The organism is Caldimonas caldifontis, assembly GCF_002930615.1.
GTDB classification, from domain to species: Bacteria; Pseudomonadota; Gammaproteobacteria; order Burkholderiales; family Burkholderiaceae_C; genus Caldimonas; species Caldimonas caldifontis.
On sequence record NZ_PSNX01000015.1, the window covers coordinates 201,577 to 223,850 of the forward strand.

General features: G+C 63.7%; 37 protein-coding genes. 1 reads left to right on the forward strand and 36 read right to left on the reverse strand.

Translation table 11 applies throughout. The features are described 5' to 3' along the window. Positions 1 to 12 precede the first annotated feature (12 nt). The 35 genes from C1704_RS15505 to rpsL form a co-directional block, all read right to left on the reverse strand. The gene (locus tag C1704_RS15505; protein ID WP_104303643.1) at positions 13 to 936 is read right to left on the reverse strand and encodes an ATP-binding cassette domain-containing protein; all 924 of its coding nucleotides are present in this window, start codon (positions 934 to 936) and stop codon (positions 13 to 15) included. A 132-nt stretch (positions 937 to 1,068) separates the two neighbouring features. Continuing rightward, positions 1,069 to 1,470 (reverse strand): 50S ribosomal protein L17, encoded by a 402-nt coding sequence (gene rplQ / locus C1704_RS15510; protein WP_104303644.1) that lies wholly within the window; start codon positions 1,468 to 1,470, stop codon positions 1,069 to 1,071. Positions 1,471 to 1,537: 67 nt separating this feature from the next. Continuing rightward, positions 1,538 to 2,524 (reverse strand): DNA-directed RNA polymerase subunit alpha, encoded by a 987-nt coding sequence (locus tag C1704_RS15515; RefSeq protein WP_104303645.1) that lies wholly within the window; start codon positions 2,522 to 2,524, stop codon positions 1,538 to 1,540. 133 nt (positions 2,525 to 2,657) lie between these two features. After that, on the reverse strand, positions 2,658 to 3,281 hold the full coding sequence (gene rpsD / locus C1704_RS15520) for a 30S ribosomal protein S4 (protein WP_104303646.1): 624 nt from the start codon (positions 3,279 to 3,281) through the stop codon (positions 2,658 to 2,660). Between the two features lie 162 nt (positions 3,282 to 3,443). Next, positions 3,444 to 3,848, reverse strand: coding sequence for a 30S ribosomal protein S11 (gene rpsK / locus C1704_RS15525; RefSeq protein WP_104303647.1), 405 nt, complete (start codon positions 3,846 to 3,848; stop codon positions 3,444 to 3,446). 34 nt (positions 3,849 to 3,882) lie between these two features. Next, positions 3,883 to 4,248, reverse strand: coding sequence for a 30S ribosomal protein S13 (gene rpsM, locus C1704_RS15530; protein ID WP_104303648.1), 366 nt, complete (start codon positions 4,246 to 4,248; stop codon positions 3,883 to 3,885). A 43-nt stretch (positions 4,249 to 4,291) separates the two neighbouring features. Further along, on the reverse strand, positions 4,292 to 4,405 hold the full coding sequence (gene rpmJ, locus C1704_RS15535; protein WP_047196694.1) for a 50S ribosomal protein L36: 114 nt from the start codon (positions 4,403 to 4,405) through the stop codon (positions 4,292 to 4,294). 26 nt (positions 4,406 to 4,431) lie between these two features. After that, positions 4,432 to 4,650, reverse strand: coding sequence for a translation initiation factor IF-1 (gene infA, locus C1704_RS15540; protein WP_009855680.1), 219 nt, complete (start codon positions 4,648 to 4,650; stop codon positions 4,432 to 4,434). Between the two features lie 31 nt (positions 4,651 to 4,681). Next, on the reverse strand, positions 4,682 to 5,992 hold the full coding sequence (gene secY / locus C1704_RS15545) for a preprotein translocase subunit SecY (RefSeq protein ID WP_104303649.1): 1,311 nt from the start codon (positions 5,990 to 5,992) through the stop codon (positions 4,682 to 4,684). Between the two features lie 43 nt (positions 5,993 to 6,035). Further along, the gene (gene rplO, locus C1704_RS15550; protein WP_104303650.1) at positions 6,036 to 6,470 is read right to left on the reverse strand and encodes a 50S ribosomal protein L15; all 435 of its coding nucleotides are present in this window, start codon (positions 6,468 to 6,470) and stop codon (positions 6,036 to 6,038) included. An 8-nt stretch (positions 6,471 to 6,478) separates the two neighbouring features. Next, entirely contained in the window at positions 6,479 to 6,670 is a 192-nt protein-coding gene (gene rpmD / locus C1704_RS15555; protein ID WP_019561683.1) for a 50S ribosomal protein L30, read from the reverse strand. Between the two features lie 16 nt (positions 6,671 to 6,686). Continuing rightward, positions 6,687 to 7,205 (reverse strand): 30S ribosomal protein S5, encoded by a 519-nt coding sequence (rpsE, locus tag C1704_RS15560; RefSeq protein WP_104303651.1) that lies wholly within the window; start codon positions 7,203 to 7,205, stop codon positions 6,687 to 6,689. Between the two features lie 24 nt (positions 7,206 to 7,229). Next, positions 7,230 to 7,595: a 50S ribosomal protein L18 gene (gene rplR, locus C1704_RS15565; RefSeq protein ID WP_104303652.1), complete on the reverse strand. Its 366-nt coding sequence runs from the start codon at positions 7,593 to 7,595 to the stop codon at positions 7,230 to 7,232. Positions 7,596 to 7,606: 11 nt separating this feature from the next. After that, the gene (rplF, locus tag C1704_RS15570) at positions 7,607 to 8,140 is read right to left on the reverse strand and encodes a 50S ribosomal protein L6 (RefSeq protein ID WP_104303653.1); all 534 of its coding nucleotides are present in this window, start codon (positions 8,138 to 8,140) and stop codon (positions 7,607 to 7,609) included. 17 nt (positions 8,141 to 8,157) lie between these two features. After that, a complete protein-coding gene (gene rpsH, locus C1704_RS15575) occupies positions 8,158 to 8,553 on the reverse strand; it encodes a 30S ribosomal protein S8 (RefSeq protein ID WP_104303654.1) in 396 nt (131 codons plus the stop codon). Positions 8,554 to 8,577: 24 nt separating this feature from the next. Beyond that, positions 8,578 to 8,883, reverse strand: a complete 306-nt coding sequence (gene rpsN / locus C1704_RS15580) for a 30S ribosomal protein S14 (protein ID WP_104303655.1) — start codon at positions 8,881 to 8,883, stop codon at positions 8,578 to 8,580. Positions 8,884 to 8,891: 8 nt separating this feature from the next. Beyond that, a complete protein-coding gene (gene rplE / locus C1704_RS15585; protein ID WP_104303656.1) occupies positions 8,892 to 9,431 on the reverse strand; it encodes a 50S ribosomal protein L5 in 540 nt (179 codons plus the stop codon). 10 nt (positions 9,432 to 9,441) lie between these two features. Beyond that, positions 9,442 to 9,759 (reverse strand): 50S ribosomal protein L24, encoded by a 318-nt coding sequence (rplX, locus tag C1704_RS15590; protein ID WP_104303657.1) that lies wholly within the window; start codon positions 9,757 to 9,759, stop codon positions 9,442 to 9,444. Between the two features lie 21 nt (positions 9,760 to 9,780). After that, positions 9,781 to 10,149 carry a 50S ribosomal protein L14 gene (gene rplN, locus C1704_RS15595; protein WP_028997289.1) on the reverse strand — a complete coding sequence of 123 codons (369 nt, stop codon included), beginning with the start codon at positions 10,147 to 10,149 and terminating at the stop codon, positions 9,781 to 9,783. Positions 10,150 to 10,441: 292 nt separating this feature from the next. After that, positions 10,442 to 10,957 (reverse strand): peroxiredoxin, encoded by a 516-nt coding sequence (locus tag C1704_RS15600; protein WP_104303658.1) that lies wholly within the window; start codon positions 10,955 to 10,957, stop codon positions 10,442 to 10,444. Positions 10,958 to 11,102: 145 nt separating this feature from the next. Continuing rightward, a complete protein-coding gene (gene rpsQ / locus C1704_RS15605) occupies positions 11,103 to 11,378 on the reverse strand; it encodes a 30S ribosomal protein S17 (RefSeq protein WP_104303659.1) in 276 nt (91 codons plus the stop codon). Further along, positions 11,375 to 11,578, reverse strand: coding sequence for a 50S ribosomal protein L29 (rpmC, locus tag C1704_RS15610; protein ID WP_104303660.1), 204 nt, complete (start codon positions 11,576 to 11,578; stop codon positions 11,375 to 11,377). Before rpmC ends, rpsQ begins: the two co-directional genes overlap by 4 nt. A gap of 20 nt (positions 11,579 to 11,598) precedes the next feature. Continuing rightward, the gene (gene rplP / locus C1704_RS15615; protein ID WP_104303661.1) at positions 11,599 to 12,015 is read right to left on the reverse strand and encodes a 50S ribosomal protein L16; all 417 of its coding nucleotides are present in this window, start codon (positions 12,013 to 12,015) and stop codon (positions 11,599 to 11,601) included. Between the two features lie 3 nt (positions 12,016 to 12,018). Beyond that, positions 12,019 to 12,912, reverse strand: coding sequence for a 30S ribosomal protein S3 (rpsC, locus tag C1704_RS15620; protein ID WP_104303662.1), 894 nt, complete (start codon positions 12,910 to 12,912; stop codon positions 12,019 to 12,021). 17 nt (positions 12,913 to 12,929) lie between these two features. Beyond that, positions 12,930 to 13,259, reverse strand: coding sequence for a 50S ribosomal protein L22 (gene rplV / locus C1704_RS15625; RefSeq protein WP_104303663.1), 330 nt, complete (start codon positions 13,257 to 13,259; stop codon positions 12,930 to 12,932). Between the two features lie 9 nt (positions 13,260 to 13,268). Then, a complete protein-coding gene (rpsS, locus tag C1704_RS15630) occupies positions 13,269 to 13,544 on the reverse strand; it encodes a 30S ribosomal protein S19 (protein WP_104303664.1) in 276 nt (91 codons plus the stop codon). 9 nt (positions 13,545 to 13,553) lie between these two features. Continuing rightward, positions 13,554 to 14,378 carry a 50S ribosomal protein L2 gene (gene rplB / locus C1704_RS15635; protein ID WP_104303665.1) on the reverse strand — a complete coding sequence of 275 codons (825 nt, stop codon included), beginning with the start codon at positions 14,376 to 14,378 and terminating at the stop codon, positions 13,554 to 13,556. Beyond that, on the reverse strand, positions 14,378 to 14,692 hold the full coding sequence (gene rplW, locus C1704_RS15640) for a 50S ribosomal protein L23 (RefSeq protein WP_104303666.1): 315 nt from the start codon (positions 14,690 to 14,692) through the stop codon (positions 14,378 to 14,380). The genes rplB and rplW overlap by 1 nt, the downstream gene beginning before the upstream one ends. Beyond that, positions 14,689 to 15,309, reverse strand: a complete 621-nt coding sequence (gene rplD / locus C1704_RS15645; RefSeq protein ID WP_104303667.1) for a 50S ribosomal protein L4 — start codon at positions 15,307 to 15,309, stop codon at positions 14,689 to 14,691. The genes rplW and rplD overlap by 4 nt, the downstream gene beginning before the upstream one ends. Next, positions 15,309 to 15,983, reverse strand: a complete 675-nt coding sequence (gene rplC / locus C1704_RS15650) for a 50S ribosomal protein L3 (RefSeq protein ID WP_104303668.1) — start codon at positions 15,981 to 15,983, stop codon at positions 15,309 to 15,311. The genes rplD and rplC overlap by 1 nt, the downstream gene beginning before the upstream one ends. A gap of 176 nt (positions 15,984 to 16,159) precedes the next feature. Continuing rightward, positions 16,160 to 16,471, reverse strand: a complete 312-nt coding sequence (rpsJ, locus tag C1704_RS15655) for a 30S ribosomal protein S10 (RefSeq protein ID WP_019561663.1) — start codon at positions 16,469 to 16,471, stop codon at positions 16,160 to 16,162. A gap of 92 nt (positions 16,472 to 16,563) precedes the next feature. Next, entirely contained in the window at positions 16,564 to 17,841 is a 1,278-nt protein-coding gene (gene tuf, locus C1704_RS15660) for an elongation factor Tu (protein ID WP_104303669.1), read from the reverse strand. A gap of 199 nt (positions 17,842 to 18,040) precedes the next feature. Further along, complete coding sequence (fusA, locus tag C1704_RS15665; RefSeq protein ID WP_104303670.1) at positions 18,041 to 20,143, reverse strand: elongation factor G; 2,103 nt, start codon at positions 20,141 to 20,143, stop codon at positions 18,041 to 18,043. Between the two features lie 79 nt (positions 20,144 to 20,222). After that, positions 20,223 to 20,693, reverse strand: a complete 471-nt coding sequence (rpsG, locus tag C1704_RS15670; protein ID WP_104303671.1) for a 30S ribosomal protein S7 — start codon at positions 20,691 to 20,693, stop codon at positions 20,223 to 20,225. Between the two features lie 145 nt (positions 20,694 to 20,838). After that, entirely contained in the window at positions 20,839 to 21,216 is a 378-nt protein-coding gene (gene rpsL, locus C1704_RS15675; RefSeq protein WP_104303672.1) for a 30S ribosomal protein S12, read from the reverse strand. 200 nt (positions 21,217 to 21,416) lie between these two features. On the opposite strand from rpsL, the gene C1704_RS15680 reads away from it, so the two are divergent. Next, on the forward strand, positions 21,417 to 21,872 hold the full coding sequence (locus tag C1704_RS15680) for a putative toxin-antitoxin system toxin component, PIN family (RefSeq protein WP_104303673.1): 456 nt from the start codon (positions 21,417 to 21,419) through the stop codon (positions 21,870 to 21,872). On the opposite strand, the gene C1704_RS15685 is transcribed toward C1704_RS15680, so the two are convergent. Continuing rightward, positions 21,848 to 22,231, reverse strand: a complete 384-nt coding sequence (locus C1704_RS15685; RefSeq protein WP_104303674.1) for a methylglyoxal synthase — start codon at positions 22,229 to 22,231, stop codon at positions 21,848 to 21,850. The genes C1704_RS15680 and C1704_RS15685 overlap by 25 nt on opposite strands. Positions 22,232 to 22,274 lie beyond the last annotated feature (43 nt).

Below are 22,274 nucleotides of genomic sequence, written 5' to 3' on the forward strand. Positions count from 1 at the left end.
GTTCAAACGGTGTCAGGCGTCGTCGCGGATCTGCCGCCCCGTCAGCTTGAGGAATAGGTCTTCGAGATTGGCCGGCCGATGCAGGTGACGCACACCGGGATGGCCCGCCAGCCGCTCCAGCGCGGGCTGCGGATGGTTCACGTAGAGGAAGATCGTCTCGCCGCTGCGTTCCATGCGCTCGCACAGCCCGGCCAGCGACTGCGCCGCTGGCTCGGCCCCCTCCCCGTACAGCTCGATCACGTCGCGTTCCAGGTGCTCGGCGATCAACCCACGCGGCGTACCCTCCGCGATCTTGCGGCCATGGTCCAGCACGATGAGCCGGTCGCACAAGCGTTCGGCTTCATCCATGAAGTGGGTCGTCAGCAGGATGGACTTGCCCTGCTGCAGCAGCCGCTTCAGGCGCTCCCACATGAGATGGCGTGCCTGTGGGTCCAGGCCGGTGGTCGGCTCGTCCAGCAGCAGCAGGTCCGGGTCGTTCACCAATGCCCGCGCGAGACTCAGGCGCCGTCGCATGCCACCCGACAGCTCCGACGGCTTGGCCTGCGCCTTCGACAACAGGGCCGCGAACTCCAGCAACTGGGGGGTGCGCTGCGCCATCACCGAACGCGGCACGCCGAAGTAGCGCGCGAACACTGCCAGGTTCTCGGCGCAGGTGAAGTCCGGGTCCAGGCTGTCGAACTGGCTGACCACGCCCAGGCGTTGCTTGACCTCGCGCACCTGGCGAGGAACCTCGAAGCCGAAGGCGCGGATGCGGCCGGACTCGGGTGCCGCCAGACCCAGGCACAGGCGGATCGTCGTCGTCTTGCCGGCGCCGTTCGGGCCAATGACGCCCAGGCACTCGCCCGCATGGATCTCGAAACTCAGATCATCGACCACCGTGTGGCCGCCATAGCGCTTGACCAGGTGTTCGACGGAGAACAGGACATCGCGTGGCATAAGCCCTCAGTGTGCCAAAGAGCCCCGGTGTCTGCCCGGGCGGCAGGCCTTTGCCCGCCCACCCAAAAGACAAAGGCCGGCAGAAGCCGGCCTTGCAGAGGGCACTGCCGCCTCAGGCAGCAGGCGCAGACGTCACTCCGCGGCGTCAGCCGAGGCCTCGGGCGCTTCCGTCGGCTCGGGACGGTCCACCAGTTCGACGAAGGCCATGGGGGCGTTGTCGCCCACGCGGAAGCCCATCTTCAGGATACGGGTGTAGCCGCCCGGACGGGTCTTGTAGCGCTCGCCCAGCACGTTGAAGAGCTTGACTACGTTGTCGCGGTTGCGCAGGCGATCGAAGGCCAGGCGCTTGTTGGCGAGCGTGGGTTCCTTGCCCAGGGTGATCAGCGGCTCGACGATGCGGCGCAGTTCCTTGGCCTTGGGCACGGTGGTCTTGATGGCCTCGTGCTCGATGAGCGAGTTGGCCATGTTGCGCAGCATCGCGAGACGGTGCTCGGAGGTGCGGTTGAGTTTGCGAAGTCCGTGACGATGACGCATGGTGCTTTCCTTTCCTTATCAAACTCCTGGCCGTATCAGGTACCAGGAGGTGCACTTGCAAGAGTGATCAGCGCTTGTCCAGGCCGGAGGGCGGCCAGTTTTCCAGGCGAACGCCCAGCGTGAGGCCGCGCGAGGCCAGCACTTCCTTGATTTCGTTGAGCGACTTGCGCCCCAGGTTGGGCGTCTTGAGCAGCTCGGTTTCCGTGCGCTGGATCAGGTCGCCGATGTAGTAGATGTTCTCGGCCTTCAGGCAGTTGGCCGAGCGCACCGTCAGTTCCAGCTCGTCCACCGGACGCAGCAGGATGGGATCGAAGCTCTGGCTGCGCGGCGCGGCCGGCTCGAAGCCCGGCAGGTCGCTGCCTTCCAGCTGGGCGAACACCGCCAGCTGCTCGACCAGGATCTTGGCCGACGCACGGATGGCCTCTTCGGGAGAGATCGCGCCATTGGTCTCGATCTCCATCACGAGCTTGTCCAGGTCGGTGCGCTGCTCCACACGAGCGCTTTCGACCGTGTAGCTGACGCGCTTGACGGGCGAGAACGATGCGTCCAGCACGATGCGACCGATGGCCTTGGTGGGCTCGTCGCCGAAGCGGCGCAGCGTACCCGGCACGTAGCCGCGGCCCTTCTCCACCTTGATCTGCATGTCCAGCTTGCCGCCCTGGGCCAGGTGGGCAATGACGTGATCCGGGTTGATGATCTCCACGTCGTGCGGGGTCTGGATGTCGCCGGCCGTGACCGGGCCTTCGCCTTCCTTGCGCAGCACCAGCGTGACCTCGTCACGGTTGTGCAGGCGGAACACCACACCCTTGAGGTTGAGCATGATGTGCACGACGTCTTCCTGCACGCCATCCACGGTGGAGTACTCGTGCAGCACGCCCGCGATGGTCACTTCGGTCGGCGCGTAACCCACCATCGACGACAGCAGCACACGGCGCAGGGCGTTGCCCAGCGTGTGGCCGTAGCCGCGCTCGAAGGGCTCCAAGGTCACCTTGGCGCGATGACCGCCCAGCGGCTCGACGTTGATGGCCTTGGGTTTCAGCAGATTGGTTTGCATGAGGTCTTCCTGTCAATACCCTCGGCTCGTTACACCGATAAGGCTGATGGACCGCCCGGCGCCACGCACCGGGTCCTTGAAAAGGCGAACAGCCACCCGTGCGGCCCCTGGCCGCCACAGGCAGCTCTCAGAATCAACGCGAGTACAGTTCAACGATCAGCGATTCGTTGATCTCGGCGCCGAATTCATCGCGGTCCGGCGTCTTCTTGAACACACCTTCCAGCTTGGCACCATCGACCTGGACCCAGGCCGGCAGACCGACGGACTCGGCCAGCTTGAAGGCATCCTGCACCCGCAGCTGCTTCTTGGCCTTCTCGGCCACGGCCACGACATCACCGGCCTTGACCAGGTAGGACGGGATGTTCACGCACTGGCCGTTCACCGTGATGCCCTTGTGCGACACCAGCTGACGGGCTTCCGCGCGCGTCGAGCCAAAGCCCATGCGGTACACAACGTTGTCCAGGCGCGACTCGAGCAGCACGAGCAGGTTCGAGCCCGTGTTGCCCTTGCGGCGCTCGGCTTCGGCGAAGTAACGGCGGAACTGGCGCTCCAGCACGCCGTACATGCGCTTGACCTTCTGCTTTTCACGCAGCTGCAGGCCGTAGTCGGACGTGCGCGAGCCGGAGGTGCGGCCATGCTGGCCGGGCTTGCTGTCGAACTTGGCCTTGTCCCCGATGGCGCGGCGGGCGCTCTTCAGGTAGAGGTCGGTGCCTTCACGGCGGGAGAGTTTGGCCTTGGGGCCGAGATAACGTGCCACTTGAGTGCTTCCTCAAAAGTCTGACGCGGCGCCTGTGGGTGCTGCGCGAGTCCGGTGCGGTATTCGATGCTCTGTCGAGTGCGCCCGGACGGTGGGCTTCAACGAAACCGCCGGCCAAGGTGTCTCTCAACACCTGCCGGCGAACCAAAACAAAGTATTTTATTAGATACGGCGACGCTTCTGCGGGCGGCAGCCGTTGTGGGGCACCGGCGTCACATCCGAGATGGAGTTGATGCGGATGCCCAGGGCGGCCAGCGCGCGCACGGAGGACTCGCGACCCGGGCCGGGGCCCTTGATCTCGACGTCCAGGTTCTTGATGCCCTGTTCCTGCGCGGCACGGCCAGCCATCTCGGCGGCCACCTGCGCGGCAAATGGGGTGGATTTGCGCGAACCCTTGAAGCCCTGACCACCGCTGGACGCCCAGGACAGCGCGTTGCCCTGGCGGTCGGTGATGGTGATGATGGTGTTGTTGAACGACGCGTGCACGTGGGCAATGCCGTCCGCAATGTTCTTGCGGACCTTCTTGCTCACGCGGCGGGCAGCGGTGTTCGCAGGAGACTTAGCCATGGAAACCTTCTTTCAATCAGCGTAGAGCGACGGCTTACTTCTTCAGTTGCACGCCCGACTTGCGCGGACCCTTGCGGGTACGGGCATTGGTACGGGTGCGCTGGCCGCGCATCGGCAGGCCGCGACGATGGCGGAAGCCGCGGTAGCAACCCAGGTCCATCAGGCGCTTGATGTTGATGGACATCTCACGGCGCAGATCACCTTCGATGGTCAGGCGGCCCACTTCTTCCCGGATCTTCTCCAGGTCACCGTCGGTGAGATCCTTGATCTTCTTGTCGTAGGGAATCGAGCAGGCGTCGCAGATCTTCTGCGCCGTCGTGCGGCCGATCCCGTAGATCGACGTCAGACCGATCTCGGTGTGCTTGTGGGGCGGAATGTTGATACCAGCAATACGTGCCATGTGCGTCCTCTAACTCGCGTTCATCCGGGGGCGGCAGCGCCGCTCAGCCCTGGCGCTGCTTGTGACGTGGGTCGGTGCAAATCACGCGAACCACGCCATTGCGGCGGATGATCTTGCAATTGCGGCAGATCTTTTTGACGGATGCCGAAACTTTCATGGTCTTCTCCTTGACCTTCTAGTTGCTCACTTCGCTCGGAACACGATGCGAGCGCGACTCAAATCGTAAGGCGTCAGTTCAACGGTCACCTTGTCGCCAGGCAGGATGCGGATGTAGTGCATGCGCATCTTGCCTGAAATGTGACCGAGCACCACATGCCCGTTTTCCAACTTCACGCGAAACGTTGCATTGGGCAAGTTCTCCAGGATCTCGCCCTGCATCTGGATGACGTCGTCTTTCGCCATGCGTGTCTTGCTCGTTTCGCCCCGGCCAAGCTCAGCTGGCCTTGAAATTCGCCTTCTTCAACAGGGACTCGTACTGTTGCGACATCACGTACGACTGCACCTGGGCCCAGAAATCCATGGTCACGACCACGATGATCAGCAGCGAGGTCCCGCCGAAGTAGAACGGCACGTTGTACTTCAGGATCAGGAACTCCGGCAGCAAACACACCGCGGTGATGTACAGGGCGCCCACCAGGGTCAGACGCGACAGGATCCGATCGATGTAGCGTGCCGTCTGGTCCCCAGGACGGATGCCCGGAATGAACGCACCGCTCTTCTTCAGGTTGTCTGCCGTCTCACGGCTGTTGAACACCAGGGCCGTGTAGAAGAAGCAGAAGAAGATGATGGCGGCCGCATACAGCATCACATACACCGGCTGGCCGGGATGCAGCGCATCCGCGATGTTCTTCAGCCAGCGCAGGCTGTCACCGGTGCTGAACCAACTCACCACGGTGGCGGGCAGCAGGATGATCGACGACGCAAAGATCGGCGGAATCACGCCGGCCATGTTCAGCTTGAGAGGCAGATGCGACGACTGGCCGCCATACACCTTGTTGCCAACCTGCCGTTTGGCGTAGTTCACCAGGATCTTGCGCTGGCCGCGCTCCACGAACACCACGAAGTAGGTCACCAGGCCCACGACCACGATGATGGCCAGGGAGACGATGATGCTCATGGCGCCCGTACGCACCAGCTCGAAGAGCCCACCGATGGCGCTCGGCAGACCAGCCACGATCCCGGCGAAGATCAGGATCGAGATGCCGTTGCCCAGGCCCCGCTCGGTGATCTGCTCACCCAGCCACATCAGGAACATGGTCCCCGCCGTCAGGCTGATCATGGCGGTCATGCGGAAGCCGAAACCGGGGTTCAGGACCAGGCCAGGCGAGCTTTCCAGGGCGATCGCGATCGAAATCGACTGGAAGATGGCCAGACCCAGCGTGCCGTAACGTGTGTACTGCGTGATCTTGCGGCGGCCGGCCTCACCTTCCTTCTTCAACTGCTCGAGCGTCGGCACGACGTAGGTCATCAACTGCATGATGATCGACGCCGAGATGTAGGGCATGATGCCCAGCGCGAACACGGTGAAGCGGGACAGCGCACCGCCCGAGAACATGTTGAACAGGCTCAGGATGCCGCCTTGCTGGCCTTGGAAGAGCTCCTGCAACTGGTTGGGATCGATGCCCGGCACAGGGATGTGCGCCCCGATCCGGTACACGACCAGGGCCATCAACAGGAAGAACAGTCGGCGACGCAGATCGCCGAACTTCCCGGTCTTGGCCAACTGACTTGCGTTGCTTGCCACGGCGTGGATGTCCTCGTGAGCCTGTTGCTGCTGCCTGTACGGCTTACTCGGCGACGGAGCCGCCAGCCGCCTCGATCGCCTTCTTGGCGCCGGCGGTGGCCGACACGCCCTTGAGCACAACCTTGCGGCTGAGTTCACCCGCGGCAATCACCTTGGCGTTGCGCACCAGTTCGCCGACCAGACCGGCCTGCTTCAGCGTGAGCAGGTCGATCTCGGCCGATTCCAGGCGCTGCAGGTCACCCAGGCGGACCTCGGCGTTGAACTTCAGGCTTTGCGACTTGAAGCCGCGCTTGGGCAGGCGGCGCTGTAGCGGCATCTGACCGCCTTCGAAGCCCACCTTGTGGTAACCACCGGCACGCGACTTCTGGCCCTTATGACCACGACCGGCGGTCTTGCCCAGGCCCGAACCGATGCCCCGGCCCACGCGGCGCTTGGCGTGCTTCGCACCTGCCGCCGGCTTGATGGAGTTGAGTTGCATGATCGTCCTCAGCCTGCCTGAACCACCTGAACCAGGTAGCTCACCTTGTTGATCATTCCGCGCACAGCGGGCGTGTCTTCGAGCACCGATTCGCTGTTGAGCTTGCGCAGGCCCAGACCGCGCACGGTGGCACGGTGGTCGGCGCGGGTGCCGATGACACTGCGAACCAGCTTGACTTTCAGGGTCTTCTTTTCAGCCATGGTTTTCTCCCGGCTGTCAGTTGAAGAGCTCTTCAACCGACTTCCCACGCTTGGCCGCGATCTCGGCCGCCGTGGTGCTGTTCTTCAACGCGTCCAGCGTGGCGCGCACCATGTTGTAGGGGTTGGTCGACCCGTGGCTCTTGGCCACGATGTCGGTCACACCCATCACCTCGAAGACCGCGCGCATCGGGCCACCGGCAATGATGCCGTCGCCAGGCTTGGCGGGTGCCATCAGCACCTTGGCCGCGCCGTGCTGGCCGGTCACGTTGTGATGCAGCGTGCCGTTCTTCAGGTTCACCTTGAACATGTTGCGGCGTGCGGCTTCCATGGCCTTCTGCACGGCCACCGGCACTTCGCGGGCCTTGCCCTTGCCCATGCCGATCCGGCCGTCGCCATCGCCGACCACGGTGAGGGCCGCAAAGCCGAGGATCCGGCCGCCCTTGACCACCTTGGTGACGCGGTTCACCGCGATCATCTTCTCGCGCAGACCGTCGTCGCGACCTTCGTCAGCCACTTTCGGTTGAAACTTTGCCATTTCAGATTCCTTGAGGTCGTGCGCTTAGAACTGCAGGCCGCCTTCGCGAGCGGCTTCGGCCAGGGCCTTGACCCGACCGTGGTAAGCGAAGCCCGAGCGGTCGAAAGCCACCTTCTCGATGCCAGCCGCCTTGGCCTTCTCGGCGATGCGCTTGCCCACGATCTGAGCTGCGGCCACGTTGCCGCCCTTGCCAGCACCACCCAGCTGCTCGCGCACAGCCTTCTCGGCGGTGGACGCGGAGGCCAGAACCTTGCTGCCATCCTCGGAGATCACGCTCGCGTAGATATGCAGGTTGGATCGGAACACGGTCAGGCGAGCCACGCGCAGTTCGGCGATGCGGGCACGCGTCTGACGGGAGCGACGCAGGCGCTGTTCTTTCTTGGTCAACATCTGGCGGCTCCTTACTTCTTCTTGGTCTCTTTGATGACGACCTTCTCGTCCGCATAGCGGATGCCCTTGCCCTTGTAGGGCTCAGGCGGACGGAAGGCACGCACCTCGGCGGCGACCTGGCCGACCACCTGGCGGTCAGCCCCCTTGATCAGGATCTCGGTCTGGGACGGCGTCTCGACCTTGATGCCGGCAGGCATGTCCTTGACCACCGGATGCGAGAAACCGATCTGCAGGTTGAGCTTCTGGCCCTGGGCCTGGGCACGGAAGCCCACACCGACGAGGTTCAGCTTGCGCTCGAAACCCTTGCTGACACCCTGGACCATGTTGGCCACCAGGGCGCGCATGGTGCCGGACATGGCATTGGCTTCAGCAGACTCGTTCACCGGGGCAAACACCAGCTTGCCACCTTCGTTCTTGACCGAGACCAGCTTGTTGACCGGGCGCGAGAGCGAGCCCAGCGAACCCTTGACGCTGATCTGGTCGGCAGTGATCGACACATCCACACCCTGGGGGATGGCGATCGGCATTTTTCCAACGCGGGACATTTGCGACCTCTCCTCGATCAGGCGACGTAGCAGAGCACTTCGCCGCCGATGCCGGCCTGGCGTGCCTTGCGGTCGGTCATCACACCCTTGGGCGTGGTCACGATGGCCACACCCAGGCCGTTCATGACCTGCGGAATGCTGTGACGGCCCTTGTAGATGCGCAGACCCGGACGGCTCACGCGCTCCAGGCGCTCGATCACCGGACGGCCAGCGTAGTACTTGAGCGCGATTTCAAGCTCGGGCTTGGTGGCCTCGCCGCGCACGGCGAAGTCGTCGATGTAGCCTTCGTCCTTCAGGACCTGCGCGATCGCAACCTTCAGCTTCGACGAGGGCATGCGGACGCTGGCCTTCTCGACGATCTGGGCATTGCGGATGCGGGTCAGCATGTCGGCGATAGGATCACTCATGCTCATGGATATTTCTCCTGATCGTGCCGATTACCAGCTGGCCTTGATGACGCCAGGGATGTCACCCTTGAACGCCAGGTCGCGAATCTTGCTGCGGCCCAGGCCAAAGAGACGGAAGGTGCCACGCGGGCGACCGGTCAGCTCGCAACGGGCGCGCTGGCGGGTCGGGTTGGCGTTGCGCGGCAGCTTCTGCAGCTCCAGGCGGGCGAGGTAGCGCTCTTCGTCGCTCTTCTTGGCGTCGTTGGCGATCGCCTTGAGCTCGGCATACTTCTTCGCGTACTTGGCGGCCAGCTTGGTGCGCTTGGCTTCGCGCTGAATCATGGAAACCTTAGCCATGAGCCACCTCAGTTCTTGAACGGGAAACGGAACTCGGACAGCAGCGCCTTGCACTCTTCGTCCGACTTTGCCGTCGTGGTGATGCTGATGTTGAGGCCACGCAGGGCGTCAACCTTGTCGTACTCGATCTCGGGGAAGATGATCTGTTCCTTGACGCCGACGTTGTAGTTGCCGCGACCATCGAAGGAACGACCCGAGATGCCACGGAAGTCGCGCACGCGAGGCAGCGCGATCGTCACGAAGCGATCGAGGAATTCATACATCTGGACACCCCGCAGCGTGACCATGCAGCCGATGGGCACACCGTCGCGAATCTTGAAGCCGGCAATGGCTTTGCGGGACTTGGTGATCACAGGCTTCTGGCCCGCGATCTTGGTCAGGTCGCCCACGGCGTGCTCCATGACCTTCTTGTCCGACACCGCCTCACTCACCCCCATGTTCAGCGTGATCTTGGTGATGCGCGGCACCTCCATGACCGACTTGTAGCCGAACTTCTTGACGAGGTTCGGGACGACCTTTTCGCGGTAGTACTGTTGCAGACGAGCCATCTCGAACCCCTTACGCCTTGATCTCTTCGCCGCTGGACTTGTAGACGCGCACTTTCTTGCCGTCTGCCAGCAGCTTGACGCCGACGCGGTCTGCCTTGCCCGTGGCAGCGTTGTAGATCGCCACATTGGACTGGTGGATGGGCATGGTCTTGTCAACGATGCCACCCGTCGTACCCTTCATCGGGTTGGGGCGGACATGCTTCTTGACCACATTCACACCCTCGACGGTGATGTGATCGGCATCGACGCGCGCCGTCACCACCCCGCGCTTGCCCTTGTCGCGGCCGGTCAGCACGATGACCTGGTCGCCTTTACGAATCTTGTTCATGGCCTGTCCTCGGCTTGAAGCTCAAAGCACCTCAGGGGCGAGCGACACGATCTTCATGAAGCGCTCGGTCCGCAGTTCGCGGGTGACCGGGCCGAAGATGCGGGTGCCGATCGGCTCCAGCTTGTTGTTCAGGAGCACCGCCGCGTTGCCGTCGAACTTGACCAGCGAGCCATCCTGGCGGCGCACCCCTTTGGCCGTGCGCACGACCACAGCACTGTAGACCTCGCCCTTCTTGACGCGGCCACGCGGCGCAGCTTCCTTGATGCTGACCTTGATGATGTCGCCGATCCCGGCATAACGGCGCTTGGACCCGCCCAGCACCTTGATGCACATGACGGACTTGGCGCCAGTGTTGTCGGCGACATCGAGTCGCGATTGCATTTGAATCATGAAAGTCCCCAACTTCTCCCGCCGAATCTCCCGTGCCCATCACGGAAGGCAAAGCGGTCAGTCTTGGGCCCGTCGAACAATCCACCCGAAGGAAGGATTGCCCGGTTGGGCGAAGCCGGCGCGCCCTGGCCCCGACACTGCCTGCGCTGCAAGACCCCCAGTCACAACCCTGGACGAGCCTGGCAAGCAATGCAAGACCAGCCGATTTCCGGCGAAGCTGTGTATTATGGCCCGAGTTTTCCCTGACGTCAACACCCGTCACCAGACCCCCAGGCCAGCCCTCCTTGGCGGCTCAGCTGCGCAAGCCCTGCGCCTGCTTGAGCAAGGTGGCTGCGTCGCTGACCTCGAACTTGCCAGGTGCTTCGATGTTCAGGGTTTTCACGACCCCGTCCACGACGAGCATCGAGTACCGCTGTGAGCGCAGACCCATGCCGCGCGCGGTCAGGTCCAGCGTGAGGCCGGTGGCCTTGGCAAACTCCGCGCTGCCGTCCGCCATCATGCGCACCTTGCCAGCGGTCTTCTGATCCCGCCCCCAGGCGCCCATCACGAAGGCGTCGTTCACGGACACGCACCAGATCTCGTCCACACCAGCGGCCTTGAACGCTTCCGCGTGCTCCACATAGCCCGGCACGTGCCTGGCGGAACAGGTGGGGGTGTAGGCCCCCGGCAGGCCGAAGATCGCAATCGTCTTGCCTGCGGTGGCCTGCTGGATGTCAAAGCTGTTCGGTCCGATCGAGCAGCCATTGCCCTCGACTTCGATGAACTCCTGCAGGCTGCCTGCGGGCAGCTTGTCGCCAACTTTCAGCATGGTTGTCTCCTGATTCAGGTGCAAAGGAAATCGGTCCGGAAATGAAAACGGCCGGTCGCCAGTATGCGGCGAACCGACCGTGTTGCACGGCAGGCGACCCCGAAAGACCGCATCCGCCATCGGGAGCTCGCTCCCGTGCGGGGTCTCAGACCTCGCGCGCCTTTTCCACCAGGCGGGTCACAACCCAGGACTTGGTCTTGGAAATGGGACGCCCTTCGGCGATTTCGACCAGGTCACCCATCTTGTACTCGCCCTTTTCGTCGTGGGCGTGGTACTTGCGGGAGCGGGCCACGATCTTTCCGTACAGCTCGTGCTTGGCGCGACGCTCCACCAGGACGGTCACCGTCTTGGCGCGCTTGTCGCTCACCACACGACCCACGAGGGTGCGGGTGTTCTTTTCAGCGGCTTGAGCTTGCGTCATTTCGCGGCTCCTTCCTTCTTCTTCTGCGCCAGGATGGTCTTGGCACGGGCGATGTCACGGCGGGTCTTGCCCAGGGCCGAGGTGTTGCTCAGCTGCTGGGTGCCCTTTTGCATGCGCAGGCCGAAATGGGCCTTGAGCAGGTCCGCCACTTCCTTTTCCAGGCCGGCGATGTCCTTGGCGCGCAGTTCAGATGCTTTCATGTCGATACTCCGAATGCGGATCAGGTGCCGATCTGGCGGGACACGAAGATGGTCTTCAGGGGCAGCTTGGCCGAGGCCAGCTGGAAGGCTTCGCGAGCGAGTTGTTCGGGCACGCCATTGATCTCGTACAGGACCTTGCCCGGCTGGATCTCGGCCACCCAGTACTCGGGGTTGCCCTTGCCGTTACCCATACGCACTTCAGCGGGCTTCTGGGAGATCGGCTTGTCCGGGAAGATGCGGATCCAGATGCGGCCGCCACGCTTCACATGGCGGGAGATCGCACGACGGGCAGCCTCGATCTGGCGTGCCGTGATCCGGCCGCGCTCGGTGGCCTTCAGACCGAAGTCGCCGAAGGACACATTCGCGCCACGGGTGGCCACGCCAGTGTTGCGGCCCTTTTGCTCTTTGCGAAATTTGCGACGAGCGGGTTGCAGCATGTCTTATTCTCCTTTGGCCTCGCCCGAGCCGGCGCCCGGGGTGGCGGCTTTGCGCACGCGCTTGACGGCAGCCGTCTTGGGTGCGTCAGCAGCGGCCTCGACCGGCTTGTCGCTGCCATCGGCCGGCGCCTCATTGCGGCCGGCGCCAGCACGAGCGCCTCCACGCGGCGGGCGACGATCACCAGCCGGACGGTCGCTGCGCGGGCCACGGCGATTGCGGCGATCGTCCTCAGGACGCTCGTCCGTCTTGGCGGCAGGCTGTTCGCCACGGCCCAGGCGGTCGCCCTTGTACACCCACACCTTGACGCCGATGACGCCGTAGGTGGTCTTGGCCTCCGAGAAGCCATAGTCGATGTCGGCGCGCAGGGTGTGCAGAGGCACACGGCCTTCGCGATACCACTCGGTACGGGCAATCTCGATGCCGTTCAGGCGGCCGGCGGACATGATCTTGATGCCCTGAGCGCCCAGGCGCATGGCGTTCTGCATCGCGCGCTTCATCGCACGACGGAACATGATGCGCTTCTCGAGCTGCTGGGTGATCGAGTCGGCGATCAGCTGGGCATCGATCTCGGGCTTGCGCACCTCCTCGATGTTCACAGCGACCGGCACACCCAGGCGGCGAGCCAGTTCGGCCTTCAGATTCTCAATGTCCTCGCCCTTCTTGCCGATCACCACGCCCGGACGAGCCGAGAAGATGGTGATGCGGGCGTTCTTGGCGGGGCGCTCGATCAGGATGCGCGACACGGCGGCGTTCTTCAGGCGCTCCTTCAGGTACTCGCGCACCTGCAGGTCGTCAGCCAGCATCTGGCCGAAGTTGCGGTTCGCAGCGTACCAGCGTGACGCCCAGGCACGCGTGACGGGCAGCCGGAAACCGGTCGGATGGATTTTCTGTCCCATGGTTCTCTTTCTGCCCCTTAGTTGCCGACGGTCACGAAGATGTGGCAGGTGGGCTTGCTGATGCGATTGCCACGACCCTTGGCGCGGGCCGTGAAACGCTTCAGCGTGGCGCCTTGCTCCACGTAGATCGTCTTGACCTTCAGTTCGTCGATGTCGGCACCGTCGTTGTGCTCGGCGTTCGCGATCGCGGACTCGAGCGCCTTCTTGATGATGCCGGCAGCCTTCTTGGGCGTGAACGTCAGGATGTCGAGGGCCTGGTCGACCTTCTTGCCGCGGATCATGTCCGCCACCAGCCGACCCTTGTCGACCGACAGACGAACGCCGCGAACGATTGCTCTGGTTTCCATCGCCGCTCCTTACTTCTTCGCTTTCTTGTCCGCGGGGTGACCCTTGAACGTGCGGGTCAGCGCGAACTCGCCGAGCTTGTGGCCGACCATCTGGTCGGTCACGTACACGGGCACGTGTTGCTTGCCGTTGTGCACCGCGATCGTCAGGCCGATGAAGTCGGGCAGGATCGTCGAACGACGCGACCAGGTCTTGATCGGCTTCTTGTCCTTGGTCTCGATGGCTTTCTCGACCTTGCCCATCAGGTGGTGGTCAACGAACGGGCCTTTTTTGAGTGAACGAGCCATAGCGTCCTCTTATTTCTTGCGGCGCGAGACGATCATCGTCTGGGTGCGCTTGTTGCTACGGGTCCGGTAGCCCTTCGTCAGGGTGTTCCACGGCGACACGGGCGCGCGGGCCTCGCCGGTGCGACCTTCACCACCACCGTGCGGGTGGTCGATCGGGTTCATCGCGACGCCGCGCACGGTCGGGCGGATGCCCTTCCAGCGGATCGCGCCGGCCTTGCCGTACTGGCGCAGGCTGTGTTCTTCGTTGCTCACCTCGCCGATGGTGGCACGGCACTCGATGTGGATCTTGCGGACCTCACCCGAGCGCAGGCGGACCTGGGCATACGTGCCCTCGCGAGCCATCAGCACGGCCGACGTGCCGGCCGAGCGGGCAATCTGGGCCCCCTTGCCCGGCAGCATCTCGATGCAGTGGATGGTCGAACCCACCGGGATGTTGCGAATGGGCAGCGTGTTGCCGGCCTTGATCGGGGCTTCCGCGCCGCTCAGCACCGTGGCACCCACGTCCAGGCCACGCGGGGCGATGATGTAGCGGCGCTCGCCATCGGCGTAGCACAGCAGCGCGATGTGCGCCGTGCGGTTCGGGTCGTACTCGATGCGCTCCACCTTCGCGGGAATGCCGTCCTTGTTGCGACGGAAATCCACCACGCGGTAGTGATGCTTGTGGCCACCGCCCTTGTGGCGGGTGGTGATGTGGCCGTTGTTGTTGCGGCCCGCATTCTGCTTCTGGGGCTCGAGCAGCGACTTCTCGGGAGCGCCCTTGTGCAGGTGCTTGTGCACCACCTTCACCATGGCGCGACGGCCAGGCGACGTGGGCTTGAGTTTGACGACAGCCATTACGCGGCCTCCCCGGAGAAGTTGAGCTCCTGGCCTTCCTTCAGCGACACATAGGCCTTCTTGACGTGATCACGCCGACCCATGGAACGACCGAAGCGCTTGACCTTGCCCTTCTGGTTCACCACCTGCACGCCTTCGACCTCGACCTTGAACAGCAGCTCGACGGCCGCCTTGATCTCGGGCTTGGTGGCGTCCCGCAGGACCTTGAACATCACCTGGTTGTGCTTCTCGGCAACCGCCGTGGCCTTCTCGGACACGATGGGCGAAACGAGCACCTGCATCAGGCGGCCTTCGTTGAATTTCGGGGCGCTCATGCCAGCATCTCCTTGAGCTGCTCGATCGCGGCCTTGGTCACGAGCACCTTCTTGTAGTGCACGAGCGACAGCGGATCGGCGTAGCGCGGCTCGACGACGAGCACGTTGGCCAGGTTGCGCGAGGCCAGGTACAGGTTCTCGTCGACCTCGTCGGCGATCACCAGCACGGATTCGAGGCCCATGGCCTTGAACTTGGCGGCCAGCGCCTTGGTTTTGGGCGACTCGACCTTCAGGGAGTCGACCACGGCCAGACGGCCTTCACGGGCGAGCTGCGAGAAGATGGCGGCCATGCCGGCGCGGTACATCTTCTTGTTGACCTTGTGCGTGAAGTTTTCGTTGGGGCTGTTCGGGAAGATCCGACCGCCTCCACGCCACAGCGGCGACGAGGTCATACCGGCGCGAGCGCGGCCGGTGCCCTTCTGGCGCCAAGGCTTCTTGGTGGAGTGCTTGACGGTGGCACGATCCTTCTGGGCGCGGGTACCCTGGCGGGCATTGGCCTGGTAGGCCACGACCACCTGGTGCACCAGGGCTTCGTTGTATTCGCGACCGAACACCGTGTCAGGCGCGTCGACCTTGGCCGACGACTGGCCCTGTTCGTTCAGGAGCTCGAGCTGCATCAGTTGGCCCCTTCCTTCTTGACCTTGGCCTTGACGGCCGGGCGAACGACCACGTGACCGCCCTTGGCGCCAGGCACGGCACCCTTGACCAGCAGCAGCTGACGGGCCTCATCGACACGCACGATGTCCAGATTCTGAGTGGTGACGGTCACATCACCCAGGTGACCGGACATCTTCTTGCCCGGGAACACGCGACCCGGGTCCTGGGCCATCGAGATCGAGCCCGGGACATTGTGCGAGCGGCTGTTACCGTGGGAGGCGCGCTGCGAACCGAAGTTGTGGCGCTTGATGGTCCCTGCAAAGCCCTTGCCGATGGACGTGCCCTGCACGTCGACCAGCTGGCCGGCAGCGAACAGGGTCACCGGCAGCGTGGAGCCAGGCTTGTACTCGGCAGCCACATCAGCGGAGACACGGAATTCCTTCAGAAGCTCACCCGCCTCGACACCCGCCTTGGCGAGGTGCCCGGCTTCGGGCTTGGTCACGCGGGACGCCTTGCGGGCACCGAACGCCACCTGGATGGCGTTGTAGCCGTCGGTCTCCACGGTTTTGACCTGGGTCACGCGGTTGTTCGACACGTCGAGCACCGTCACCGGCACGGCATCGCCGTCGCCCGTGAAGATGCGCATCATGCCCACCTTGCGGCCCAGCAATCCGAGACGATTGCTAAGACTCATTGTTTTCTCCAATGCCCGACAACGATTGGCCGGACTGACTTGATGCACGGGTGCCCGCCTGAGCCGGCCCCGCAACTACAAACCACAAAGGCCCACCAGGGGTGGGCGCCTTGCGGAAAAGCCTGCGATTGTAGCAGATGCGGCCTGCCCTGCAAGCCGCCGCTGCGCCTTTCGCCTTACTGCAGCTTGATCTCGACGTCGACGCCGGCCGGCAGGTCCAGCTTCATCAGGGCGTCGACGGTCTTGTCGGTGGGATCGACGATGTCCATCAGGCGCTGATGCGTGCGGATCTCGAACTGGTCGCGCGAGGTCTTGTTGACGTGCGGCGAGCGCAGGATGTCGAAACGCTGCATGCGGGTCGGCAGGGGCACGGGCCCCTTGACGATCGCGCCGGTGCGCTTGGCGGTGTCCACGATCTCGAGTGCCGACTGGTCGATCAGCTTGTAGTCGAACGCCTTGAGGCGGATACGGATCTTTTGCTTTTGCATGACGGTGTCCTAAAGAGCGATGCCACCGGGGTGGCGAAGTTTGAGGCTGCGAACGGGGAGCAAAACCCCCCGTGCTGGGTCACGCAAACGGCTTACTCGATGATCTTGGCCACGACGCCGGCGCCGACGGTGCGGCCGCCTTCGCGGATGGCAAAGCGCAGGCCCTCTTCCATGGCGATCGGCGCGATCAGCTTGACGGTGATCGACACGTTGTCACCCGGCATCACCATCTCCTTGTCCTTGGGCAGCTCATCTTCCATGGCGATCGGCGCGATCAGCTTGACGGTGATCGACACGTTGTCACCCGGCATCACCATCTCCTTGTCCTTGGGCAGCTCGATGGCGCCCGTCACGTCGGTGGTGCGGAAGTAGAACTGCGGACGGTAGTTGTTGAAGAACGGCGTGTGACGCCCGCCCTCTTCCTTGCTCAGCACGTACACCTCGGCCGTGAAGTGCGTGTGCGGCTTGATCGAGCCGGGCTTGCACAGCACCTGGCCGCGCTCGACTTCCTCGCGCTTGGTGCCGCGCAGCAGAATGCCCACGTTGTCGCCCGCCTGGCCCTGGTCCAGCAGCTTGCGGAACATCTCCACGCCGGTGCAGGTGGTCTTCTGGGTCGGGCGGATACCGACGATCTCGATTTCCTCGCCCACCTTGATGACGCCGCGCTCCACGCGACCGGTCACCACGGTGCCGCGGCCGGAGATGGAGAACACGTCTTCCACGGGCATCAGGAAGGCGCCGTCCACCGCGCGCTCGGGCGTGGGGATGTAGCTGTCCAGCGCCTCAGCCAGCTTCATGATGGCCTGCTCGCCCAGCTCGCCCGTGTCGCCTTCCAGCGCCAGCTTGGCCGAGCCCTTGACGATGGGGGTGTCGTCGCCGGGGAAGTCGTACTTGGAGAGCAGCTCGCGCACTTCCATCTCCACCAGCTCCAGCAGCTCGGCGTCGTCAACCATGTCGCACTTGTTCAGGAAGACGATGATGTAGGGCACGCCCACCTGGCGGGCCAGCAAGATGTGCTCGCGCGTCTGGGGCATCGGGCCGTCGGCGGCCGAGCACACCAGGATGGCACCGTCCATCTGCGCCGCACCCGTGATCATGTTCTTCACGTAGTCGGCGTGGCCCGGGCAGTCCACGTGAGCATAGTGGCGGTTGGCCGTCTCGTATTCCACGTGCGCAGTGTTGATCGTGATGCCGCGCGCCTTCTCTTCGGGCGCCGCGTCAATCTGGTCGTACGCCTTGGCTTCGCCGCCAAACTTCTTCGACAGAATCGTCGTGATCGCCGCCGTCAGCGTCGTCTTGCCATGGTCCACGTGACCAATCGTCCCCACGTTCACGTGCGGCTTGGTCCGCTCAAACTTGCCTTTTGCCATTTACAGCGTCGTCTTGCCATGGTCCACGTGACCAATCGTCCCCACGTTCACGTGCGGCTTGGTCCGCTCAAACTTGCCTTTTGCCATTTCTCTTCTCCGGGAAAGAACAATGCCCGTGCGGGTTTAAGGTCTCCGACCCAGGCCTGCCACGGGCAGCAGGCCCACCGCATGTTGCGCGGCGTCGAAGACCGTCTGGGGTTTACTTGGTGCGCGCGCTGATGATGGCGTCGGCCACGTTCTTCGGAGCTTCGGCGTAGTGCTTGAACTCCATCGTGTACGTGGCACGGCCCTGCGACATCGAGCGCAGCGTGGTCGAGTAGCCGAACATCTCGGACAGCGGCACCTCGGCCTTGATGACCTTGCCGCCGCCGGGAATGTCGTCCATGCCCTGCACCATGCCACGGCGGGACGACAGGTCGCCCATCACGTTGCCGGCATAGTCTTCAGGCGTCTCGACTTCGACAGCCATCATGGGCTCAAGGATGACCGGGTTCGCCTTGCGGCAGGCCTCCTTGAAGCCGATCGAGGCCGCCATCTTGAAGGCGTTTTCGCTCGAGTCCACCTCGTGGTAAGAACCGAAGGTCAGCGTGACCTTGACGTCCACCACCGGGTAGCCCGCCAGCACACCGGTGGTCAGGGATTCTTCCACGCCCTTCTGCACCGCCGGGATGTATTCGCGCGGCACCACGCCACCCTTGATGGCGTCGACGAACTCGAAACCCTTGCCCGGCTCGTTGGGCTCGACCGTGAAGACGACATGGCCATACTGCCCCTTGCCGCCCGACTGGCGCACGAACTTGCCTTCGACATCGGAGACCGACTTTCGGATGGTCTCGCGGTAGGCCACCTGCGGCTTGCCGACGTTGGCCTCAACGCCGAACTCGCGCCTCATGCGGTCGACGATGATCTCCAGGTGCAGCTCGCCCATGCCGGCGATGATGGTCTGCCCCGACTCCTCGTCGGTGGAGACGCGGAAGGACGGGTCTTCGGAAGCCAGGCGCTGCAGCGCGATACCCATCTTCTCCTGGTCGGCCTTGGACTTGGGCTCGACAGCCTGACGGATCACCGGCTCGGGGAAGACCATCTTTTCCAGCGTGATGATGGAATCGGGGTCGCACAGGGTCTCGCCCGTGGTGACTTCCTTCAGGCCCACGCAAGCGGCGATGTCGCCAGCCAGGATTTCCTTGATCTCCTCACGCTGGTTGGCATGCATCTGCAGGATACGGCCGATGCGCTCCTTCTTGCCCTTGATCGGGTTGAAGACGGTATCGCCCGACTTGAGCACGCCCGAGTACACGCGCACGAAGGTCAACTGGCCGACATAGGGGTCAGTCATCAGTTTGAACGCAAGTGCAGCGAACTTCTCGTTGTCGTCGGCCTTGCGGGTGACCTCCTTGTCCTCGTCGTCCGTGCCGGCGACCGGGGGAATGTCCACCGGCGAGGGCAGGAAGTCGATGACCGCATCCAGCATGCGCTGCACACCCTTGTTCTTGAAGGCGGTGCCGCAGAGCATGGGCTGGATCTCGGTGGCGATGGTGCGCTGACGCAGGCCCCGCTTGATCTCCTCCTCGGAGAGCTCACCGGACTCGAGGTACTTGTTCATCAGCTCTTCGCTGGCCTCGGCCGCCGCCTCGATCATGTTCTCGCGCCACTTCTGGCAGGTCTCCACCAGGTCGGCCGGAATGTCCTCGTAGGTGAACTTCATGCCCTGGGATGCGTCGTCCCAGATGATGGCCTTCATCTTGAACAGATCGACCACACCCTTGAAGTTCTCTTCGGCGCCAATGGGCACGACGATGGGCACGGGGTTGGCCTTCAGGCGGGTCTTCATCTGGTCATAGACCTTGAAGAAGTTCGCGCCGGTGCGGTCCATCTTGTTCACGAACGCGAGGCGGGGAACCTTGTACTTGTTGGCCTGACGCCAGACGGTTTCCGACTGGGGCTGCACGCCCCCCACGGCGCAGTACACCATGCACGCGCCGTCGAGCACGCGCATGGAACGCTCCACCTCGATGGTGAAGTCCACGTGGCCCGGGGTGTCGATGATGTTGAAACGGTGCTCAGGATAGGACAGGTCCATGCCCTTCCAGAAGCAGGTGGTGGCTGCGGAGGTGATGGTGATGCCCCGCTCCTGCTCCTGCTCCATCCAGTCCATGGTGGCGGCGCCGTCGTGCACTTCGCCGATCTTGTGGTTCACACCCGTGTAGAACAGGATGCGCTCGGTGGTGGTGGTTTTGCCGGCGTCGATGTGAGCGGAGATACCAATGTTACGGTAGCGCTCGATCGGGGTCTTGCGGGACATGATGTCACTCCAAATACAAAGGCCGCCCCGCGTGTCTCGTGGACAGTCCGGGGCAGCCGCGGGGCGGGTTGGCGGTGTCTTAGAAGCGGAAGTGCGAGAAAGCCTTGTTGGCTTCGGCCATGCGATGGACTTCGTCGCGCTTCTTCATGGCGCCACCACGACCTTCGGCCGCCTCGAGCAGCTCATTGGCCAGGCGCTGGGCCATGGACTTCTCGCTGCGCTTGCGCGCCGATTCCTTCAGCCAGCGCATGGCCAGAGCCATCCGGCGGACGGGGCGAACTTCCACGGGAACTTGGTAGTTCGCACCACCCACGCGGCGGGACTTCACTTCCACCATGGGCTTGACGTTGTTCAGCGCGGTGAGGAACACCTCCAGCGCGTCCTTGCCCGACTTCTTCTCGACCTGTTCGAGAGCGCCGTAGATGATGCGCTCGGCCACAGCCTTCTTGCCCGACTCCATGATGACGTTCATGAACTTGGACAGATCGACGTTGCCGAACTTCGGATCGGGCAGGATCTCGCGCTTGGGGACTTCGCGACGACGAGGCATGATGACTTCCTTTTCTGCTTCAGTTGGCTCGGGGCACCCCCTCACCTCGGGCACCCAGCACGGACACCCACTTACTCGGCAAACCGCAGCTTGCCGCAACGATTTCGGCCCGGCCTGCGACGGCCTGACCACGACAATTTCCGGATCAGGCCTTCTTGGGACGCTTGGCGCCGTACTTCGAACGCGCCTGCTTGCGATCCTTGACGCCTTGCAGATCGAGCGAGCCGCGCACGATGTGATAGCGCACACCCGGCAGATCCTTCACACGACCTCCACGCACGAGCACCACGCTGTGCTCCTGCAGGTTGTGACCTTCGCCGCCGATGTAGGAGATCACCTCAAAGCCGTTCGTCAGGCGCACTTTGGCGACCTTGCGCAGCGCGGAGTTCGGCTTCTTGGGGGCGGTGGTGTACACGCGGGTGCACACGCCGCGTCGCTGCGGGCAGTTCTCCATCGCAGGCGACTTGGACTTCGTGACCTCGGCCTTGCGGCCATGGCGCACGAGTTGGTTGATGGTGGGCATAGGTAACTTGTTCCCGTTTGAAGTTACGTTTCGGACGAATTCCGGCCGAATGCCGAACCCCCTGAACAAGCGTGGCCCCGAAACCCCGGTAGCCGCCCAGCAAAGAGCGCAGCAGAATCTGCCGAAAAGCCCGCCATTGTAGGGGGAAGCGAGGGTGCGCGCAAGTCAACCCCAGGTTCCTGAGGCTATGCTCCCGGCCCATGCCACAGCGCTCCTTCGTTCCGGCCTCACGTGTCGTGCTCGACACCAACGTGGTGTTGGACTGGCTGGTCTTTGATGATCCCAGCTCCCGCCCCTGGGTCCACGCGCTGAAGCAAGGCCAGTTGACCTGGCTGGCAACAGAGACCATGCGGATGGAGTGGGAGCGTGTGCTCACATACAAGAAGGTGTCGTCTCGGACCTCCTCCGCGGGCCTGCTGGAGGCCTGGCAACGCCATGCCCGGATCTGCCCCCTCCCTCCGAGCTGCGGCCTGCGCTGCGCCGACCCCGACGATCAGGTGTTCATTGATCTGGCCCTGGCCGAGCAGGCCCGATGGCTGCTTACCAAAGACAAGGCCTTGCTGGCGCTGAAGCACCGCGCCTGGTCGCTGGCGGGGCTTCGGGTGGTGACCCCGTCCGGGTGGGCCGCGGGTCAGCGCGCCGAGGACGCCAGCTGACGCAGCATCAGCCGCGCACTGGCCAGGTTGGTGGCGCAGGGCACGTCGTGCACATCGCAGGCCCGCACGAGGGCATTGATGTCGGGTTCGTGTGGCTGCGGCGTCATGGGATCGCGCAGGAAGATGACCGCATCGACCTCCTCCACCGCGAGGCGCGCACCGATCTGCAGGTCTCCACCCAGGGGGCCGCTGAGCAGGCACTCGACCTGCAGACCCACCTGCGCCTGCAGGCGCGAGCCCGTGGTGCCCGTGGCAATGAGGTGGCAGCGTGCCAGGAACTCGCGGAACTCCTGGGCCAGGTGGATCATGTCGTTCTTCTTGCCATCATGGGCGATGAGGGCGAGGCACAGCGATCGCATGGTGTACTCCTTCGCGCCGATGATAGTGAGCAAGGGTGACGGC

Coding starts and splice junctions, on each gene's coding strand:
- rplB (WP_104303665.1), bottom strand. CDS start 14,378: ATGGCTGTCGTCAAACTCAAGCCCACGTCGCCTGGCCGTCGCGCCATG.
- rpsS (WP_104303664.1), bottom strand. CDS start 13,544: ATGGCTCGTTCACTCAAAAAAGGCCCGTTCGTTGACCACCACCTGATG.
- rpsC (WP_104303662.1), bottom strand. CDS start 12,912: ATGGGACAGAAAATCCATCCGACCGGTTTCCGGCTGCCCGTCACGCGT.
- rplX (WP_104303657.1), bottom strand. CDS start 9,759: ATGAACAAGATTCGTAAAGGCGACCAGGTCATCGTGCTGACCGGCCGC.
- rplR (WP_104303652.1), bottom strand. CDS start 7,595: ATGTTGACCAAGAAAGAACAGCGCCTGCGTCGCTCCCGTCAGACGCGT.
- rplE (WP_104303656.1), bottom strand. CDS start 9,431: ATGGCTCGTCTGCAACAGTACTACCGCGAAAAGGTCGTCCCGAACCTC.
- rplQ (WP_104303644.1), bottom strand. CDS start 1,470: ATGCGTCATCGTCACGGACTTCGCAAACTCAACCGCACCTCCGAGCAC.
- rpsN (WP_104303655.1), bottom strand. CDS start 8,883: ATGGCTAAGGTTTCCATGATTCAGCGCGAAGCCAAGCGCACCAAGCTG.
- rplF (WP_104303653.1), bottom strand. CDS start 8,140: ATGTCCCGCGTTGGAAAAATGCCGATCGCCATCCCCCAGGGTGTGGAT.
- rpmC (WP_104303660.1), bottom strand. CDS start 11,578: ATGAAAGCATCTGAACTGCGCGCCAAGGACATCGCCGGCCTGGAAAAG.
- rpsQ (WP_104303659.1), bottom strand. CDS start 11,378: ATGACGCAAGCTCAAGCCGCTGAAAAGAACACCCGCACCCTCGTGGGT.
- rpsH (WP_104303654.1), bottom strand. CDS start 8,553: ATGAGCATGAGTGATCCTATCGCCGACATGCTGACCCGCATCCGCAAT.
- rplN (WP_028997289.1), bottom strand. CDS start 10,149: ATGATTCAAATGCAATCGCGACTCGATGTCGCCGACAACACTGGCGCC.
- rplW (WP_104303666.1), bottom strand. CDS start 14,692: ATGAGCGCCCCGAAATTCAACGAAGGCCGCCTGATGCAGGTGCTCGTT.
- rplO (WP_104303650.1), bottom strand. CDS start 6,470: ATGCAACTCAACTCCATCAAGCCGGCGGCAGGTGCGAAGCACGCCAAG.
- rpsE (WP_104303651.1), bottom strand. CDS start 7,205: ATGGCAAAGTTTCAACCGAAAGTGGCTGACGAAGGTCGCGACGACGGT.
- rpsL (WP_104303672.1), bottom strand. CDS start 21,216: ATGCCCACCATCAACCAACTCGTGCGCCATGGCCGCAAGGCCGAGGTC.
- C1704_RS15505 (WP_104303643.1), bottom strand. CDS start 936: ATGCCACGCGATGTCCTGTTCTCCGTCGAACACCTGGTCAAGCGCTAT.
- tuf (WP_104303669.1), bottom strand. CDS start 17,841: ATGGCAAAAGGCAAGTTTGAGCGGACCAAGCCGCACGTGAACGTGGGG.
- rpsM (WP_104303648.1), bottom strand. CDS start 4,248: ATGGCACGTATTGCTGGTATCAACATTCCGCCCCACAAGCACACCGAG.
- rplC (WP_104303668.1), bottom strand. CDS start 15,983: ATGAGTCTTAGCAATCGTCTCGGATTGCTGGGCCGCAAGGTGGGCATG.
- rplV (WP_104303663.1), bottom strand. CDS start 13,259: ATGGAAACCAGAGCAATCGTTCGCGGCGTTCGTCTGTCGGTCGACAAG.
- rpsJ (WP_019561663.1), bottom strand. CDS start 16,471: ATGCAAAAGCAAAAGATCCGTATCCGCCTCAAGGCGTTCGACTACAAG.
- rplP (WP_104303661.1), bottom strand. CDS start 12,015: ATGCTGCAACCCGCTCGTCGCAAATTTCGCAAAGAGCAAAAGGGCCGC.
- rpmJ (WP_047196694.1), bottom strand. CDS start 4,405: ATGAAAGTTTCGGCATCCGTCAAAAAGATCTGCCGCAATTGCAAGATC.
- C1704_RS15600 (WP_104303658.1), bottom strand. CDS start 10,957: ATGCTGAAAGTTGGCGACAAGCTGCCCGCAGGCAGCCTGCAGGAGTTC.
- infA (WP_009855680.1), bottom strand. CDS start 4,650: ATGGCGAAAGACGACGTCATCCAGATGCAGGGCGAGATCCTGGAGAAC.
- rpsG (WP_104303671.1), bottom strand. CDS start 20,693: ATGCCTCGTCGTCGCGAAGTCCCCAAGCGCGAGATCCTGCCCGATCCG.
- C1704_RS15680 (WP_104303673.1), top strand. CDS start 21,417: ATGCCACAGCGCTCCTTCGTTCCGGCCTCACGTGTCGTGCTCGACACC.
- rplD (WP_104303667.1), bottom strand. CDS start 15,309: ATGCAGCTCGAGCTCCTGAACGAACAGGGCCAGTCGTCGGCCAAGGTC.
- C1704_RS15685 (WP_104303674.1), bottom strand. CDS start 22,231: ATGCGATCGCTGTGCCTCGCCCTCATCGCCCATGATGGCAAGAAGAAC.
- rpsK (WP_104303647.1), bottom strand. CDS start 3,848: ATGGCTAAGTCTCCTGCGAACACCGCTGCCCGCCGCGTGAGCAAGAAG.
- C1704_RS15515 (WP_104303645.1), bottom strand. CDS start 2,524: ATGCAAACCAATCTGCTGAAACCCAAGGCCATCAACGTCGAGCCGCTG.
- fusA (WP_104303670.1), bottom strand. CDS start 20,143: ATGTCCCGCAAGACCCCGATCGAGCGCTACCGTAACATTGGTATCTCC.
- rpmD (WP_019561683.1), bottom strand. CDS start 6,670: ATGGCTGAAAAGAAGACCCTGAAAGTCAAGCTGGTTCGCAGTGTCATC.